Source organism: Rhizobium sp. WYCCWR 11146 (genome assembly GCF_013591995.1).
Classification (GTDB): domain Bacteria; phylum Pseudomonadota; class Alphaproteobacteria; order Rhizobiales; family Rhizobiaceae; genus Rhizobium; species Rhizobium indicum.
This window is the reverse complement of sequence record NZ_JACCEY010000019.1, coordinates 342271-359249: the sequence shown is the minus strand read 5'-3', so window position 1 is coordinate 359249 and position 16979 is coordinate 342271. Positions and strand designations below refer to the sequence as shown.

The following is a 16979-nucleotide window of genomic DNA, read 5'->3' as shown; positions in this document are numbered from 1 at the left end:
GAGGCGCCGGCATTTCATCGCCGCCTGCAATTCCCTGACCGGAGAGAACCATGTTCGATGATCTGATAATGCCGCCAGCCGACAAGATCCTGTCGTTGATGCCGATTTTCCGGCAGGACAGTCGTTCGAACAAGATCGATCTCGGCGTCGGAGTCTACCGGGACGCCTCCGGTACGACGCCGATCCCGCGGGCGGTGAGGGAGGCAGAAAAACGAATCCATACCGCGCAAACGACCAAAGCCTATGTCGGCCCGGCCGGAGATCCTGTTTTTTGCGATCTCATCGGCAGGCTTGTCTTCGGCGAGGCCGCGACGTGGGAGCGAATTCGCGGCATCCAGACGCCGGGCGGTGCAGGCGCCTTGACGGTGCTCGCCGGCCTGATCTCCCTGGCGCGCCCGGGTACAGTGGTCCATGTGTCCGATCCGACCTGGGTGAACCATGTGTCGATCCTTGAAGACAACGGGCTTCGGGTCGTCACTTACCCGTACCTGGATAGCCGAACAGGCGAGGTGGATTTCGACGCCCTGCTCGATCATTTCTCACGGTCGGAGCGGGGCGACATCGTGTTGCTGCACGGCTGCTGCCACAATCCGACGGGCGCCGACCCGAGCCGTTCGCAATGGCAGGCGCTGGCGGAGATCATCGCCGTACGCGGGCTCGTTCCGCTGGTCGATATCGCTTATCAGGGGTTTGGCGACGGTCTCGAGGACGACGCCTTCGTCGTGCGGCTGCTCGCCGGCATGGTTCCGGAAATGCTCGTCTCCTCGTCATGCTCGAAGAATTTCGGAATCTATCGCGAGCGGACAGGTGCTGCATTCATTCTCGCCGCCAACGCGGATCGGGCGGATGCAACCAAGGCGCAACTCACGGTGCGAGCCCGTGTCGTCTATTCGATGCCGCCGGATCATGGCTCGGCTATCGTTCGCGCCGTCCTGGAAGACCCTGCACTCGCGGCCGACTGGCGCGCCGAACTGGACGATATGCGCTCCAACATTCTGTCGCTGCGCCAGGGGCTTGCTGCCTCGTTCCGGCGTTTCACCAATGGCAGCGACTACGATTTCCTCGCCAGGAACAAAGGCATGTTTTCGCTGATCGGTCTGACACCCGGAGAAGCCGTGATGCTGCGCGAGCGCCACGCCATCTACATCGTCGAGGACGGACGCATCAATGTCGCCGGGCTGCAGGCCAGCCAGATCGACACCTTTGCGGAAGCCGTTCTGGCAGTTCGTGGGAAACGCTGATTGGCATCTGTTTGAGGCCAGAGACAAGAACTATTCGTGCTTCCTTCCGCCGACGGCGTTCCTTACAATCTCGCCAGTCCTCCCCCGAGCCCTGGAAATGAGGTTTTCATGAGCACGCTTACCCGCTTCTCCGTTCAGCCGCTCTCGACCATGACCCGCCGTCTTGCCGATGTCGCCTCCGCTCGTCGCGAACCCGACCTGGTCATCCAGGGCGCACGCGTCTTGTCCACCTATTCGGAGCGCTTTCTCGACGGACGCGAAGTCTGGATTTCGGGGGGCCGCATCGCAGCCGTTAAGCCGGCCGGCAGCTACAGAGGCGGGAGCGCCAAGCTCTACGACGCCAGGGGCGGCATCATCGCCCCGGGCCTGGTCGATCCGCATATCCATATCGAATCCTCGATGGTGACGGCCTGCGCCTATGCCGAAGCGGCGCTCCTCAACGGCACGACGACGATCTTCTGCGACAGCCACGAGATAGGCAATGTCATGGACGTCGCCGGCGTCGAGGCCATGCTTGAGGACGCACGGCAGGCGCCGCTGTCGATCTTCCTGACGGTGCCGAGCACCGTGCCGGCGACGACGCCGGATCTGGAAACAGCCGGCGGCGACCTGACGCCGGATAAGATCGCCGCCCTGTTCGACAAGTGGCCGGAAGCCGTGGCTCTCGGCGAGAAGATGGATTTCGTCCCCGTTGCGATGGGTGACGAGCGCAGCCATGCGATCCTGGCTGCAGCACTCGGGCGCGGCAGGCCGGTGTCGGGCCATGTCTACGGACGAGAGTTCGTTGCCGCCTATGCCGCATCCGGCGTTACCGACACGCATGAAGCCATCGACCGCGACATTGCCGACGACTTGCTGGAAGCCGGCGTGTGGCTCTTCCTGCGCGGCGGTCCGCCGACGACTCCCTGGCATTCGCTGCCGCAGGCGATCAAGACGATCACCGAGCTCGGCGCCTCCCACAAGCGCGTCGCCGTCTGCACCGACGACCGTGATGCCGAAGATCTGCTTGCCTTCGGCCTGGACTGGGTAACGCGCGAAGCCGTGAAATACGGCATGAGGCCGGAACAGGCCTGGGCGATGGGTTCGCTGCACGGCGCGACGCGGTTCGGCATGGAAGGCGAAATCGGCGGTCTAGGCGGCGGCCGCCGCGCCGACCTGGTGCTTCTCAGCGACGACCTTACGCCTGTTAGCACCTGGTATGGTGGCGAGCTCGTCGTCGACGGCAAGAAGATCACGCCGATCCTCGACGAAGCCCTGTCGAAACCGTACCGCTATCCGGATGCCGCCTACCACACGGTCAAGCTGCCAAAAAATCTCAAGCTGACACCGGACCTGCCGACGGAGACGGTCGTCGCTCATACGATCAAGACGGAGCTGCCCGGCATTACCCTCGGCCATGTCACCGTCACGCTGGAACCGGCCAATGACTGGCAGGCCCATTTCGACAAGCACGACCTCTGCTTCGTGACGGTGGTGGAACGTCACGGCAAGTCTGCCGGCAATGTCGCCCACGGACTGCTCAACGGCTTCGGGCTTAGACAAGGCGCGGTCGCATCCTCGGTCGGCCACGACAGCCACAACATCATCGTCGCCGGCACCAATGCCGCGGACATGCAGGTGGCGCTCGACGCGATCGAAGAAAAGCAGGGTGGCGTCTGTGTCGTCATGGACGGCAAGGTGACGGCCATGGTGCCGCTGCCGGTCGCCGGGCTTTTGTCCGACAAGCGCGTGCACCAGGTCGCGGACGAGGTAAAGGCCCTGAAGCTCGAATGGGAAAAGGCAGGCTGCACCATCGCCTATATGGGCTTCAACCTTATCCCGCTGTCGGTCATCCCGGAAATCCGGATAACCGACAAGGGCCTGGTGCTGGTGCCGGAAATGGTGATCTCACCGCTCTTCGAAAAGGCCTGAACGCTGGCAATCCGATGGTGAAAGAGGTTCGCCGTGACGGGGCAAGAAAACCGAACGCGTCGCGAGCGAACCACCATCAATAACGTTAGGCATCGAGCGCACCTCGTTTGGCAATCGAGATCAGCTCCTTGAAGTGCATAACAATCCTACCTTCGCGGCTAGCGTCCTCCGCTTCCCAACCGAACTTCCACGCGTCGTGGCGCGCAAGCCAATCTCCGAGGGCGCCGGTATCACCAGTAGGCATCCTATGGGCGGCGAGGTATGGGTTTTCGTGGGCCTTCAGGCCGAGCACCCGCGCCCTTGAGCCTGCTTCCTGCAGATCGATCAGCTCTTCAATTGTCATACGCGCGCCCCCACGATGTCGGCGACGGTAGCATCGTGGTCCGCGCATGCAAGTGAATGCTAATTAATGGGTTAATTTGGGACAGTTGCGTGACAAGCTGCGCAGCATAACGATCTGATATAGCAACATAACGTTTCCTGATCGAAGACGTTGCTTTACCGATTGTACCCCTGAGAAAGGCCGCACATACTCTTAGTCATAACAATGACAAAGAGGGTAACATGTTAGAATTCAATATCATGCGGGCTCACGCCGGTCGGCTTTCCATGTCCACCATCGCCGGCATCCTGTTGCTTTGCACCGGCCAAGCGAATGCCGAAACTCTTCGGCTCGCCCACGCGTCAAGCTCGAAGAGCCTCATTCAGGAGGCTGTCGTCATGTTCGCCGACAAGCTCGCCGGCGAAACCAAGGGCGGCCTCACCGTCCAGATTTTTCCAGATGGTCAGTTGGGCGATGAGGGACCGATCGCCGATGGTGTCGGCTCCGGCTCCATCGATATCGGCCTAGGCGGCGTTGCCGATGCGATCGATCCGAAGCTCAACGTCGTCACCTTGCCGTTCTTGTTTTCCGATGCAAACGCGGCGCACACCTTTCTCGACGGACCAGTCGGGAAGAAGGTCTTCGACACGGGTGCCGACAACGGCTTCAAGATGCTGGGAGCGCTTGATTCCGGTTTCCGTCAATTTGCAACCGTCAGCAAATCAATCGCCACACCGGAGGATATCAAGGGTCTGAAGCTGCGGACACCGCCCAACCCCGTCATTCTTGCAACCATCGAACAGCTGGGCGCCCTGCCGCAATCGATTCCATTCGGGGAGGTCTATACCTCGCTGCAATCGCATGTGGTCGACGGCGTGGAGCCGGAAATACGCGATTTCGCGGATCAGAAATGGTATGAGAGCGCGAAGTTCCTATCGGTCTCGAACTATATCTGGACGCCGAATTACTGGTTCATGAACAAGGAGCGCTTCGACGCTCTGAGCCCGGAAAACCAGGCTGCGGTGACCAAGGCAGTCGAAGAGACGACGATGTGGTACCGCGGAAAACTTGACGAGGTCTATGCCCAGGTCATCGAGGACCTCAAGTCGAAGGGCGTCACCGTAACGACGGTGGACACGACACCCTTCCGTGCGATGGTTGATCCTGTTTACGCGAAATTCGGGGCGGAATGGGGGGACGATCTGGTGTCGTCCGTGCGCTCGGCAGCAGCCGGAAAATAGGCAATGCCTACGGCGAGGATGCGATCGGTCCTCCGACGTGTCCTTGCCGCATTCGTTGCTCGTGCACCACTTCCTCCTTTGATGGAAAGCCCCATGAAACGCCTGGCTTCTTCAGCGGTCTTCGTGATGACGATCGTTGGTGTCCTCGTTGTCGTCGCCCTAATCCTTTCTACCGGGCTTGGCGCCGTGGGCCGCTATCTCGGTCTCTCCGGAATCACTTGGTCATTTGAAATGGTCGGCATCCTGTTTTTGTGGACGACCGCGATCGGTGCTGTTCTGTCGGAGGTCGCCGGCGAAAATGTTTCCATCGACGGCAACACGTCCACCAGTGGTCGGAACCGCTGGTTTCGCATCTATCACAATCTCATCCTGCTCACCGTTGCCGCCGCCTTTCTGTGGAGCGGCAAGGCCATGCTTGCGCGCACGGGATTTGTTCCCACTCCCGTCATGCGCGCGCCGAGTTGGACCGTTCAGAGCATCATCGTCTTCATGGGCGCCACTCTGGCTGTCATTGCGATTGCGCGCATCGTTTCAGCATTCCGGGAGCGTGGCCAATGACGCTTCTGGTTCTCTTCGGCGTCTTCGCCATCACGCTCTACACTGGTGTGCCGGTCGCATGGTCGATCGCGTTTTCCACTCTTGTCGTCATTTATTTCGGTCTGGTTCCGCTCCCACCCTCCTGGTTTGCGCAACAGGTCTATATGGGAGCCGATTCCATTTCATTGGCGTCCATCCCGCTGTTTCTCGTCGCCGGCGGCATCATGAACGAGGGTGGCCTGACACGCCGGATCATCGACCTTGCCAATGACATGGTCGGATGGGTGCGAGGAGGATTGGGTGTCGTCAATGTCGCGACCTGCATGATCTATGGCGGAATTACCGGATCGGCCACGGCCGACACGGGTGCTGTCGGCGCCATCATGATCCCGGCGATGGCCGAACGGGGCTATCCAAGAGACTTCGCTGCAGCAGTTACGGCCGCAGCCGGGACGCTCGGCATCATCCTGCCGCCGAGCGTTGTGATGATCATGTACGGGGTCATAACGGATACATCAATCGGTGGGCTATTTGCAGCAGGCATCATTCCGGGTCTTATGTTGGCGGTCACATTCATGCTCACGGCCTGGTGGGTCGGGGTGAAGGAGAACTTTCCAAAGTCGGAGACCCGTCCGACCGTAACAAGCTTCAGCAAGCACCTTTTGCGGGCACTTCCTGCGTTAATGATGCCTATTGCGGTTCTCAGTTCCATGCTGAGTGGGCTTGCGACAACGACGGAAGCTGCATTCGTCGCAGTGGTCTGGGCTCTTCTGGTTGGAGGCGTTCTCTACCGCGAAATCACCTTGGTCGGTCTTTGGAAGATCGGAGTGGAGACGGTGCGCATGACCGGCGCCATCATGATCATCATGGCTGTCTCGGTTCCATTTTCCTGGATATTGACCGTCGAGCAGATTCCCCAATGGACCGCCGGGCTCCTCCATGCCTGGGGAGCCGGCCCGACCATCACGATCCTACTGATTCTGGCGCTTTTGACCTTCGTCGGGACCTGGGCGGACCTTGGGCCTTCGCTGATTATCCTCGCACCGATATTACATCCGATCGGCATCGAAGCCGGATTACAGCCCTATCAGCTTGGTCTGATCTTCACCATGGCGCTGGGTATCGGATTGTTCACCCCACCGGTGGGCACCAACATCTTCGTCGTCTGCAACGTCGCCAAGGTCGGGGTGAACGCGGTTACGCGCAGGCTTATCCCCTTCTTCATTACCAGCAACATCTGCCTCCTGCTCGTCGCCTTCATTCCGGAGACGACGGAATGGCTGCCGCGCTACTTCGGGTTCTAGCAACCGTCCGTGGCCGCAACGAATGGACAAATACGATGACGACACATCTGGTTGGGGGAATCTCCAGCGCCGGGCGGGCCTTGCCACCCATGGACGGCAAACCCTTTGTCGCCCGACGGTCCCAAGGTGCCTATATCTGGGACGACAGACAGCGCCAGTATATCGATACGGCGCTCGGATTTGGGGCGACGGTGATCGGCCATGCGAATCCGCTGGTTGTCAAGGCAGTCACTGCCGCCCTGCGCAATGGGCCGATGCCGGCCTTTGCCCATGATGGAGAGGAGGAAGCTGCCAGCGTGCTGACCGCGGCGACGCAGCATTTGTCGCGGGCGATCTTTACCAATACCGGCAGTGAGGCTGTTCATCTCGCTTGCCGACTCGCTCGCGCTGCCACGGGCCGCTCCTATATCGCAAAAATGGCTGCGGGCTATGATGGCTGGTATGACGACGTCACGCTAGGCCAGGCGGGATCCGCCGATGCGGCAATGCTCACAAACGCAAGGCCGGTGCACGAGCGAACCACGCTGCTGCGCTTCAACGACTTCGATGACGTCGATCAACTGTTCGCGGAAAACAGTGGCATCGCTGCCGTCATCCTGGAACCGATGCTGGCCAATGCGGGATGCATCCCGGCAGCGCCCGGCTATCTTGCTCATGTGGAAGCGACGGCGCGGCGCCATGGCGCGCTTGTCATTCTCGACGAAGTGCTGATGGGATTTCGCACGCGATTCGGGCTGACGGGGCATAGCATGGAGGTGGAAGCAGATCTGGCCACCGTGGGCAAAGCCATCGGCAGTGGCGTCGCAGTGGCCGCAGTCGTCGGTCGACCCGACCTCATGGCGCTTGCAGAAGAGGGTACAGTCAACCGCGCCGGGACTTACAGCGGCAATCCTGTGGCCACAGCCGCCGTCACCGCAACGTTTCAGGTTCTGAGAGACCTCAATTACGCCGCCTTGCTGGCGCGCGGCGAGCGGTTAAGGCATGGCATAAATTCAGCTTTTGCCAGTTATGGTAGGGCGGTTACGACCTCGGGGGAAGGCTCTGTATTTACAATCTGGTTTGCCGATAGCCCGCCCTCGAACTACACAGAGACACTGAGCAGGGCAAATGCCGTCATGACCCTCAAACTTCATGAGGCGCTACGCCGCCGCGGGCTGTTGATCATGCCGTTTGCCTTCGGTCGTCTCTATCTTTCCGATGCCCACACCGATGGCGTTATCGACGACATGATCGGTATTTTTGAAGACGCGGCAAGAGACATGGCGGCTTAGCCAATTTGCTGTTTTGGGACCTTGAAACCCATATGCCTTGCAACTGGCCGTTCGCCGGATCGCGACCCTGATCACGGCGACAGTAGATAGTGTCAAAGCTGCTGAAAATGCGAGCGGACGAAGCTGGCGACCGTGCGAACAGCGGCGCGCGCGCCATGTGGAACGAGAAGGGCGATCTCAAGCGGTTTCAGCGACGGCAGGCCGTCGTCTTCCGCGGTCAGACGGCGGTGTCGCGAAGCGACAACCGAGGCCGGCAAAGCTGTAACCGCGGCACCCGCATCCAGCGCCGCCTGAATCGACGGCAGATGTGAGGATGTCCATGCCGCTCGCCATCCAATGCCGGCCTGGGTGAGAGCGTGGACGATATGGGGCCGTGCTCGACAATCCTTCTCCGGAAACAGGGCAAGAGGGAGAGGCCGCTGTCGCTCAATCTGCCCATCCGGAGGTCCGCACCAGACCAGCGGCTCGCGACGCAGCAACTCGCCGACGATTGAATCCGGGGCGCGAGTGATGATAGCGAGATTGATAGTGCCGTGTTCGACCATCGCCTCGAGGGAGCGAGAGAAATCGCACTGGATCTCGACTTGGATACGGGGATTGGCGCGCGAAAACTCTTCAATCAAAGGCTTGCCAAACAGCTCGATATAGTCGTCCGGCATTCCAAGACGGACATAGCCGCGCATGGCACCTGGATCGAGCGCTGCCAGCGCCTCGTCCTCGATCGCAATGATACGGCGGGCATAGCCAATCAGGATCTCGCCTGTTTCAGTCAGGTGCACGCCGCGTCTTGTCCGGTCAAATAGCTTCCGCCCGATCTGTTCTTCAAAACGGGCAATGATGAGACTGACGGCCGCTTGTGACTTGCCGATCCTCGTCCCTGCTGCAGTAAAGCCACCGGCGTCGGCCACTGCCACGAAGGTCGCGAGCGCATCTGTGTCGAAGTGCTGCATTTTGAACCTTGGAACTCGCTATGGGACGTGCGGCGATCTGATCGTTCCGACTAAGCGAGCTTCACCAAAAGACCGCCGGATTGCAGATATCATTCTCCCTTTCCTCAAGTGAGTAAAGCGCTGGCCATGATGCGAACACCTGGCAATTGGTGATCTTGCCCGCCGAACCTGCATATTGCCGGCCGGCCCCACAGCATGCCTTGCCTTGCTTGAGAAACCGTTCGACGGGCGAATGATTCACCGGATCATTCGCTTGTCCGTCTCACCGTCGATCACCAGGACCGCAAGATCAGCCAATGTCTCAAGGGCATGGACACACACGATGTCGCACAAACCAGCCGCGTCCCAATGACCACGCCCCAGAATAGCCTGCTGCCACCACAGGCCGGTGTCGCCCGCCGCCGCCCCGCATCCAACCCGTCTTGCCGTGACACACAAAATGCAACTGCAATACTAAAGGTCAGCGACTTGTAGATGCATTCGCGTAAATGCGATTAGGCTTTCGATGTGTTGGGCGACAGCTCGGCGAGTTTCCTCGACATCGCCCCGGTCGATCGCCTCGATAATAACGAGGTGTTCCGTGGAGTCCGGCTTCAAGCGATCTTTCAGGCGGTCGATTTCGAAGAGACGCGTGGTCGCCCGAAGCTCCCGCAGTACCTTTGCCATGACCGCGTTACCGCAATGATCGATGATCATGTTATGGAGATTGTCATCCGAGAACCAATGCGCGTCTGTGTGATACGCCGTCGCGCCCAAAAGGTCGTGAATTTCCTGCCGGACGCTCATCAAAAGACGTCGCGGAATGGCGTTGATCGACAATACCGCTGCTTCAGGTTCGATCAACAATCTCAGTTTCAAGCTTTGAAGATACTCGCCGACATCCACCTGTCGCACGACGTAGTTTCGGCCATCGCCCTTGCGAACCAGACCTTCGCCCTCTAGCCTCTGCAGCGCTTCGCGCAGCGGCGTCCTCGAAATCCCGAGTGTCTCGGCAAGCCTTGCCTCAACGATGACATGCCCGCCTTTCAGCCGGCGATGCCGGATCATGTCGGACACGGCCTTGTAGGTCAGCGATGCAAGATTGTGCTGCCCTTTCTCCGCGATTTTCCGACCCGGGGCCGCCAAAGCGTCTGTCACCGTTTGCCATTTCCTTGTTCTTTAGGGCGTTGGCCGCTCGACGCGGCATCGTGCTTTCCTTACGCGATCACTTGTTACATATGATAGCCGATTTGGAAAAGGACTGGAACGAGTGCAGATGGACGATGGTCTGAATGAAGTTGGCGACTCCAGCCTTGCTGACGAAACCTACCGTTCCCTGCTGGCCGATATTCTATCAGCCAGGCTCGCGGGGGGATCGGTCGTCCAGCAACGCCGCTTGGCGACGAAACATGCCGTTTCGCGTTCTCCCATGCGCCACGCGCTGGGACGTCTCGAAGGAGAGGGACTACTTGTCAGAAACGAAAAAGGCGTTCTCTCGGTCAGGGTCATCAGTCTCAAGGACTACCTTGACAGCCTCACCATGAGGATGCTGCTCGAACCAACTGCAGCCGCGCTCGCCAGTTCCCACGTTTCGCGACTTGAACTGGACTCTTTGACAAGGATGCTGGACGAGATCGAGGCCGACCCCGAACCTGACCCTGAGGTGGTCTGGGCGTTTGACGATGCGCTTCACAACTATATCGCAAGCGAAAGCCGCAACCCCTTTATGGCAACCACTATCGGGGAGATGCGACGCTACACAACGATCTTCGAGCGACAGCTGCCTGTCGTGCGCGCGAAGCCGGGCGTGCGGGAACATCGAGCGATCCTGCTTGCCTTGGCCTCCAGCGATGCCGAGGCGGCTCGCCGAGCCATGACCGATCATCTCGAAGTCGTCCGTCAGGGCGTCCTTGCGAACTACTGAATCCGATGAGTTGAGAACGCACTTGCATCTACGGCGAACTTTTGTATAAAAGTGGGATCCCACTTGAATGCAGGGTCGGGATCCAACGATAAAGAACCGAACTCCAGAGGCTCTCCATGCTCCGTTCTCACTTCTCTCGCAGCGTTCTTGCCGCGTCCTTCCTGTCGGTCACAGCGTCTTTTGCCTTCGCTCAATCCTGCGAACCCAAAGTCGCGGCAGGCGAGTTGATCAAGCCCGGCACGCTCGTCATGTCGACCAATCCAACGCTTCCGCCGCTCCAGTTCATCGACTCCACGGGCGATCTGAAGGGCATGCGCATCGACCTCGGCAAAGAGATCGCCAAGCGCCTTTGCCTTGAGCCCGAATATGTCCGAATCGAATTCTCCGCGATGGTTCCCGGTCTGCAGGCTGGCCGCTGGGACATGATCAACACGGGCATTTTCTTCACCGAAGAACGCGCCAAGATCATGCAGATGATCCCCTATGAAGATCAGGCCATCAGCGTCTCCGTGGCGCCGGATTCGAAGAAAAACGTCGCCACAAAAGATGATCTGGCCGGCATGACGATCGGTGTCGAAATCGGTGGTTTCGAGGAAACAAAGACACGCCTTCTCGACAAGGAACTGCGTGACGCGGGCAAAGAAGGCTTGACCATCCAGACGTTCGATAATTTCGCCTTGGCCTTCCAGGCTCTGCGGGCAGGCCAGGTCCAGGGTGTCGTGTCGATCGACGCGGTTGCCAAGGAGTACGATTCTCGCGGGGACTTCAAACGGGCAATTAGCGGCCTCTACCCCGCTCCGGTTTCTGTCGCATTCAAAAGCCCGGCTTTGGCTGACGCCGTGTCTGCGACGTTGAAGGACATGAAGGCGGATGGATCTCTGAAGGCGCTCTTTGACAAATACGGTCTGCCGATGGTCGCGGGTGACTATTCGGTCAAAGGTCCCGGTCGCTGAACTGATTTCAAAGATCGTTTAGAGATGAGGCGGGGCGCGACCACGTCGCGCCAAACCTCTTGCAGAAAGTCGTCTTCATGTCGCTTTGGAACTGGTCTGGCTTTTTCGGTTATCTGTTCAACCCCTTTATACTTGGCGGGGTGTTCACGACCGTTTGGCTCACCGTCGTCTCGTTGATTGCGGGGCTAATTCTGGGCTTTGCTCTTGCATTGATGCGGCGATCGTCGCGGCGGGTGCCATACTACATTGCCAAGGCGTATATCTGGCTTTTTCGCGGCACGCCGCTTCTTGTACAGTTGATTGCGATCTACACGGCGCTTCCACTGTTCGGCATCAAGTTCACCGTCATAGAGGCGGCGTTGCTCGGGTTGGCTCTCAACGAGGCGGCCTATCTCGCGGAGATCATTCGCGCCGGTATCGAAGCCGTGCCGGAAGGCCAGACCAGGGCAGCGCGCGCGCTCGGCATGACGGAGCGTCACATCATGCGCTACATCGTGATGCCGCAAGCCTTCAAAGTTATCGTTCCGCCTCTCGGCAATTCGGTGAACGGTCTCTTGAAAACGACCTCTGTCACCTCCGTCATCTCGGTCGAAGAACTCCTTCGCCGCACCCAGGTTCTCATCCAGGAGCGGTTCATGGTGCTCGAACTGTTTGCGGTCGCGGCGATTTATTACCTCCTCCTCACAACACTCTGGGACTTCTTCCAGAGCCATATCGAAAAGCGTCTCGGTCAAGCCGGATCTCGGCTTTCCATTAACGAGAAGCGCTAGAACCAGGATTTTCAAATGCAGAAGACATTCCGCGGTGTCTACACCGTGATGATTACTCCGTTGGATCCCAGCGGCGCGGTCGATCTGAAGGGGCTGGCTGCCTTTACCGACTGGCAGGTCAAGGAAGGTATCCATGGCCTGATCCCTCTTGGATCGACGGGTGAGTTTCTGTCGCTCAGCGAGGAAGAGCGCGATAGTGTGGCGAGGACCGTCATCGAAACTGTCGCGGGACGGGTGCCTGTTCTGATCGGCACAGGAGCGGAAGATACGCGGGAGTCCATTCGCCTTAGCGTCAAGGCCGAGGCAATGGGAGCTGACGGTGTCATGATTATTCCGCCGTTCTATTCCACCCCAACGGATGACGAACTCGTTCATCACTACAAGAGCATTGCGTCTGCCGTGGCTATCCCGATTATGGTCTACAACAATCCCGCGACCGCAAACGTCGATCTGACGCCGGAGTTGGTCAAGCGCATCGCCGAAATCGACGGCTGCGACTATATCAAGGAGTCCACCCTCGAAGTGACGCGCGTGCGCGATATCATCCGGCTGGCCGGCGACGATATGACTGTGTTCGGGGGCATACTCGGGTTCGAGTCTTTCGTTATGGGTGCGCAGGGGTGGGTGGCAGTGGCTTCAAATGTTGCGCCAGGACCGATGGCGCGGATCTTCGAACTTGTCGCAAATGAGAAAAAATTCGATGAGGCAAGAGAGCTTTACCTCAAATGGCTGCCTGTCATTCAGGCGGTCGGGGGCCAGGCCTATGTGGCAGGAACGAAGTCACTGCTGACCCACATGGGATTTGGAGCAGGCCTGCCGCGTCCGCCGCGCCTACCGTTGCCACCCGAGCAGAACGCCGCCATGAAGAGGCTGGTGGCCGATTTCGATCTGACGTTCAGCGTCTGAGGAATTCCATGATGCCCGTCGCTTCCATAAACCAGAGTTTGAGGCCCGACGATGCGCGGGTCAGGCTCTCGGTCGACGGTCTGCAGATATTTGCCGAAAAGGGCATGTCTGTTGCCGCCGCCATCGAGGCGACGGGGCGGCATGAATTTTCCCGAGGCATCAAAGGCGACGGCCGTGGCCTCTTCTGTGGAATGGGTGTCTGTCACGATTGCCTCGTGACGATCGACGGAAAAGTCAGCCAGCGGGCCTGCATGACCACTGTCGACAATGACATGCAGGTCCTGCGCCCTGCTGCGCGGCCAGATCTTGCCGCTGGTCAGATTGCCGATCTCTGCGGTGTGCCGCAGTCCTTGACGACAAGGACGATGGACGTTCTCATCGTCGGAGCGGGGCCTGCAGGGCTTGCCGCAGCGCAGGTCCTTGCTGCGGCCGGCGCCAAGGTGACTGTCATTGATGAACGGCCGTCCGCCGGCGGGCAGTATTTCAAACAACCCTCGACACGGAGCGCCGCCGAGCGATTGAGTGGCGACGAGCAGGCTTTATCCGGCGCAGCGCTTATAGGGGACGTGCGCGACCATGGCGTGACATTTCTAAGTGCTACAGTGGTGTGGGGTGCCGCACGTGACGACGACGGTTCGCTTATTATCGCCTGCTATGGGTCCGGCCATGCGTTTTACTGCAAGCCGAAAATACTCATCATCGCGACGGGGGCCTACGAACGCCCAACGCCGTTGAGGGGTTGGACACTTCCTGGTGCGATGACAACAGGGGCCGCCCAGACGTTGCTGAGGAGCTATGGCACCGTTCCCGGCCGAAGGATCATTGTCGCCGGAAACGGTCCTTTGAATATGCAGGTCGCAAACGAACTTCGAAAGGCAGGAGCCTCCATAGTCGCCTTGCTGGAAGCAGCCCCGCCACCCTGGTCTCGGCCGCGGGCAGCCCTCGGCCTCCTGACAACGGATCCCGCCCTCGCCCGCCACGGATTGCGCCAGATATCGACGCTTAGGTCCGCGGGCGTCAAGATAGGCTGGAATAGCGTGCTCACCTCGATCAACGGCTCGGAGCGTGTGGAGAGCGTCACGTTCGCCGGACCAGGCGGTGAGACCAATCTCGATGCTGACACCGTCCTTATCGGCGGTAATTTCACATCCTCCAATGAGCTGTCCCGGCTACTCGGCTGCAACCATGAGGTCATCGACGGCGATCTGCGGGCAGTGCGAGGTCTCGACGGTCAGACAACGCTTGCAAACGTGCATATTGTCGGTGAAGCGGCGCGTTTCGGCGGCGCGCATGTTGCGATGGCGGAAGGGCAGATCGCCGCCGCCGCGATTGCGCGAAAATTGGGCCTCCTTGTCCAATCCGACGAAAGCACAGCGAAAAGGCTCGCCCGCCATAGACGGTTTCAGGGGGCGCTTTGGCAGGTCTTTGCGCCGAAGGACGATGCAAAGACAAAGACGGCAATTCCGCCAGATGATGCATTGATCTGCCGTTGCGAAGGGGTGACTCACGGTGTCTTGAGGACGCTCAGCGCAGATAGTGCGCAGGACGTTTCGACATTAAAGCGCCTGTCGCGTGCAGGCATGGGGCGGTGTCAGAGCCGCTACTGCGGCAAAGCAATCGCCGACGTCGCGAAAGAACGGCACCTCACTGGCGAAACAAGCGGTTTTCTGGCTCCGCAAATGCCACTTCGACCTATTCCGCTGGCGGCGCTTGCGGTCGAAAAGCCGGAATGGGGCGGCCACAAGCGCGCACTTTTGCCGGAAAAGCCGCCAGTGGCGAGCCCTCAAGCTTTGTCGGTGGTGGAAACGTCCACGCTGGTAATCGGCGCCGGTATTGCAGGCCTTTCGACGGCGCTCTTCCTTGCCAGAGAAGGCGAGGACGTTGTGGTGGTGGAGCGCGCTTTTGCGAACTCGTTGGCATCAGGAGGGAATGCAGGCAGCCTTCATGCCCAATTGCTTTCCTTCGACCACGGTGCCCGTGCCGAAGGTGGCGGCGGAGCGGCCGCACAAACACTTCCCCTCCAGCGCGATTCAATCGCTCTTTGGGCGGCGCTACAAAGCGAGCTCGGACAGGATTTCGAGATGAAGGTCACTGGCGGTCTCATGGTGGCGGAAACCGATGATCACATGCGTTTTCTGGCGGAAAAGGTCGGCGTGGAGTGCAGGGCCGGGATTGATTGCCGCTTGATCGGGCAAGAGGAACTGCGCTCCCTGGAGCCTGCTCTGTCTTCTCACTTCGTCGGCGCTGCCTACTGCTCCCAGGAGGGGAAGATCAATCCTCTCGTCGCTACGCAATATATATTGGAGGCGGCGCGGCGAGACGGCGCTCAAGTCTTCGAAAATTGCGAGGTCACCGGAATAACGACCTCGGACGACGGGTTCGAGGTCAAGACATCGAGGGGCATAGTGCGGGCAAAACGGATCGTCAATGCAGCCGGAGCCTTCGCCTCAAGGATCGGCGCGATGCTCGGTGTCGACGTGCCGGTATTCGGTGCTCCGCTGCAGATGGTGGTTACCGAAGCCGCAGCACCTTTGATCTCGTGTCTCGTCGCCCATGCCGACCGACATTTGACCCTGAAGCAGGCGGCAAACGGAAACTTCATCATCGGCGGCGGCTGGACCGCAGGCCTCGATCCCGTCCATCAACATCCGCGCCCGCTACTGTCGAGCCTTGAGGGGAACCTTTGGGTTGCCCAGCATGTCGTTCCCGCTCTGCGCAAACTTCACGTCATCCGAAGCTGGGCGGCGATGAACATCAATATCGACGGTGCGCCAATCCTCGGCGAACATCCGTCAATGCCTGGGTTCTTCAACGCCGTCACTTCAAACGGCTACACGCTCGGCCCGATCGTCGGCCAGTTAACGTCTCGGCTCGTTCTCGGTCGCGAGACCGATAGAGCCTTGCAACCCTTTTCCATCTCGCGTTTCCAGAAAGGCCGGGCATGATTGAGATCACTGGCGTTACCAAATATTACGGTCAGTTCGCTGTCCTTAAGAACTGCTCGGTGAACGTCGAGCGCGGTGAGGTCGTGGTCGTCTGCGGTCCCTCGGGATCGGGCAAATCGACATTGATCAAATGCGTCAACGGGCTCGAGCAGTTTCAGGAAGGTTCGATCCGAGTGCATGGTATCGAAGTCGGCGACCCGAAGACCGACCTGCCGAACCTTCGCACACGAGTAGGGATGGTCTTCCAGAATTTCGAATTGTTTCCGCATCTGACGATCATCGGCAATATCATGCTGGCGCAGAAGATTGTCATTGGCCGCAGCGAAACGGCAGCCCACGCGAAGGCCATGGCGCTTCTTGATCGCGTCGGGCTGACGGACCACGCGAAAAAATATCCAAGCCAACTCTCCGGCGGGCAGCAGCAGCGCGTGGCCATCGCCCGGGCGCTCGCGATGGATCCGCTCGCCATGCTCTTCGACGAGCCGACATCCGCGCTTGATCCAGAGATGATTTCCGAAGTGCTCGACGTCATGACCGGACTGGCAAAGGACGGCATGACGATGATGGTCGTCACCCATGAGATGGGATTTGCCCGCCGGGTGGCGACTCGCGTCATTTTCATCGATCAGGGCGAGATCGTCGAGGATCGTCCGAGCGAGGAGTTTTTCGCGGGAAAACACAATCCGCGAACCGAAGCTTTCCTTGGCAAAATCCTGCAACACTGA

At 59.5% G+C, this 16979-nt stretch carries 15 protein-coding genes and 1 pseudogene; 12 read left to right on the top strand and 4 right to left on the bottom strand.

Going from position 1 to position 16979, the window contains the following annotated elements; all coding sequences use genetic code 11:
• Window positions 1-50 precede the first annotated feature (50 nt).
• Window positions 51-1241 carry an amino acid aminotransferase gene (locus HX899_RS14910; protein ID WP_181292744.1) on the top strand — a complete coding sequence of 397 codons (1191 nt, stop codon included), beginning with the start codon at window positions 51-53 and terminating at the stop codon, window positions 1239-1241.
• Between the two features lie 108 nt (window positions 1242-1349).
• Window positions 1350-3152 (top strand): adenine deaminase, encoded by a 1803-nt coding sequence (locus HX899_RS14905; RefSeq protein WP_181292743.1) that lies wholly within the window; start codon window positions 1350-1352, stop codon window positions 3150-3152.
• 85 nt (window positions 3153-3237) lie between these two features.
• Here HX899_RS14905 and HX899_RS14900 read toward each other — a convergent pair whose 3' ends face one another.
• Window positions 3238-3495, bottom strand: coding sequence for a CrpP-related protein (locus HX899_RS14900; protein WP_181292742.1), 258 nt, complete (start codon window positions 3493-3495; stop codon window positions 3238-3240).
• A gap of 221 nt (window positions 3496-3716) precedes the next feature.
• Here HX899_RS14900 and HX899_RS14895 point away from each other — a divergent pair, with 221 nt between their 5' ends.
• The 4 genes from HX899_RS14895 (at window position 3717) to HX899_RS14880 (ending at window position 7827) form a co-directional block, all read left to right on the top strand.
• Window positions 3717-4715, top strand: coding sequence for a TRAP transporter substrate-binding protein (locus tag HX899_RS14895; protein WP_180194840.1), 999 nt, complete (start codon window positions 3717-3719; stop codon window positions 4713-4715).
• Window positions 4716-4808: 93 nt separating this feature from the next.
• Complete coding sequence (locus HX899_RS14890; RefSeq protein WP_062941283.1) at window positions 4809-5273, top strand: TRAP transporter small permease; 465 nt, start codon at window positions 4809-4811, stop codon at window positions 5271-5273.
• Window positions 5270-6556, top strand: a complete 1287-nt coding sequence (locus HX899_RS14885; protein ID WP_138331798.1) for a TRAP transporter large permease — start codon at window positions 5270-5272, stop codon at window positions 6554-6556. The genes HX899_RS14890 and HX899_RS14885 overlap by 4 nt, the downstream gene beginning before the upstream one ends.
• Entirely contained in the window at window positions 6529-7827 is a 1299-nt protein-coding gene (locus HX899_RS14880; protein WP_180194841.1) for an aminotransferase class III-fold pyridoxal phosphate-dependent enzyme, read from the top strand. Before HX899_RS14885 ends, HX899_RS14880 begins: the two co-directional genes overlap by 28 nt.
• A 92-nt stretch (window positions 7828-7919) precedes the next feature.
• Here the strand turns inward: HX899_RS14880 and HX899_RS14875 are convergent, their stop codons facing one another.
• The 3 genes and pseudogenes from HX899_RS14875 to HX899_RS14865 all read right to left on the bottom strand — a co-directional run bounded on the left by HX899_RS14875 (window position 7920) and on the right by HX899_RS14865 (window position 9914).
• Complete coding sequence (locus tag HX899_RS14875; protein WP_011653844.1) at window positions 7920-8777, bottom strand: LysR substrate-binding domain-containing protein; 858 nt, start codon at window positions 8775-8777, stop codon at window positions 7920-7922.
• Window positions 8778-8901: 124 nt separating this feature from the next.
• Window positions 8902-9201: pseudogene (locus HX899_RS14870) on the bottom strand (hypothetical protein); the annotation flags it as partial.
• A 29-nt stretch (window positions 9202-9230) separates the two neighbouring features.
• Window positions 9231-9914 carry a GntR family transcriptional regulator gene (locus tag HX899_RS14865; protein ID WP_029870938.1) on the bottom strand — a complete coding sequence of 228 codons (684 nt, stop codon included), beginning with the start codon at window positions 9912-9914 and terminating at the stop codon, window positions 9231-9233.
• Between the two features lie 112 nt (window positions 9915-10026).
• Between HX899_RS14865 and HX899_RS14860 the strand changes: the two genes are divergently transcribed.
• From HX899_RS14860 to HX899_RS14835, 6 genes are all read left to right on the top strand, one after another.
• Window positions 10027-10680 carry a GntR family transcriptional regulator gene (locus tag HX899_RS14860; protein ID WP_173862980.1) on the top strand — a complete coding sequence of 218 codons (654 nt, stop codon included), beginning with the start codon at window positions 10027-10029 and terminating at the stop codon, window positions 10678-10680.
• A gap of 116 nt (window positions 10681-10796) precedes the next feature.
• Complete coding sequence (locus tag HX899_RS14855; RefSeq protein WP_181292741.1) at window positions 10797-11633, top strand: ABC transporter substrate-binding protein; 837 nt, start codon at window positions 10797-10799, stop codon at window positions 11631-11633.
• A 77-nt stretch (window positions 11634-11710) separates the two neighbouring features.
• A complete protein-coding gene (locus HX899_RS14850; protein ID WP_138331804.1) occupies window positions 11711-12403 on the top strand; it encodes an amino acid ABC transporter permease in 693 nt (230 codons plus the stop codon).
• A 15-nt stretch (window positions 12404-12418) separates the two neighbouring features.
• Window positions 12419-13309, top strand: a complete 891-nt coding sequence (dapA, locus tag HX899_RS14845) for a 4-hydroxy-tetrahydrodipicolinate synthase (RefSeq protein WP_181292740.1) — start codon at window positions 12419-12421, stop codon at window positions 13307-13309.
• A gap of 11 nt (window positions 13310-13320) precedes the next feature.
• Entirely contained in the window at window positions 13321-16254 is a 2934-nt protein-coding gene (locus HX899_RS14840) for an FAD-dependent oxidoreductase (RefSeq protein WP_407073896.1), read from the top strand.
• Complete coding sequence (locus HX899_RS14835) at window positions 16251-16979, top strand: amino acid ABC transporter ATP-binding protein (RefSeq protein WP_003543594.1); 729 nt, start codon at window positions 16251-16253, stop codon at window positions 16977-16979. The genes HX899_RS14840 and HX899_RS14835 overlap by 4 nt, the downstream gene beginning before the upstream one ends.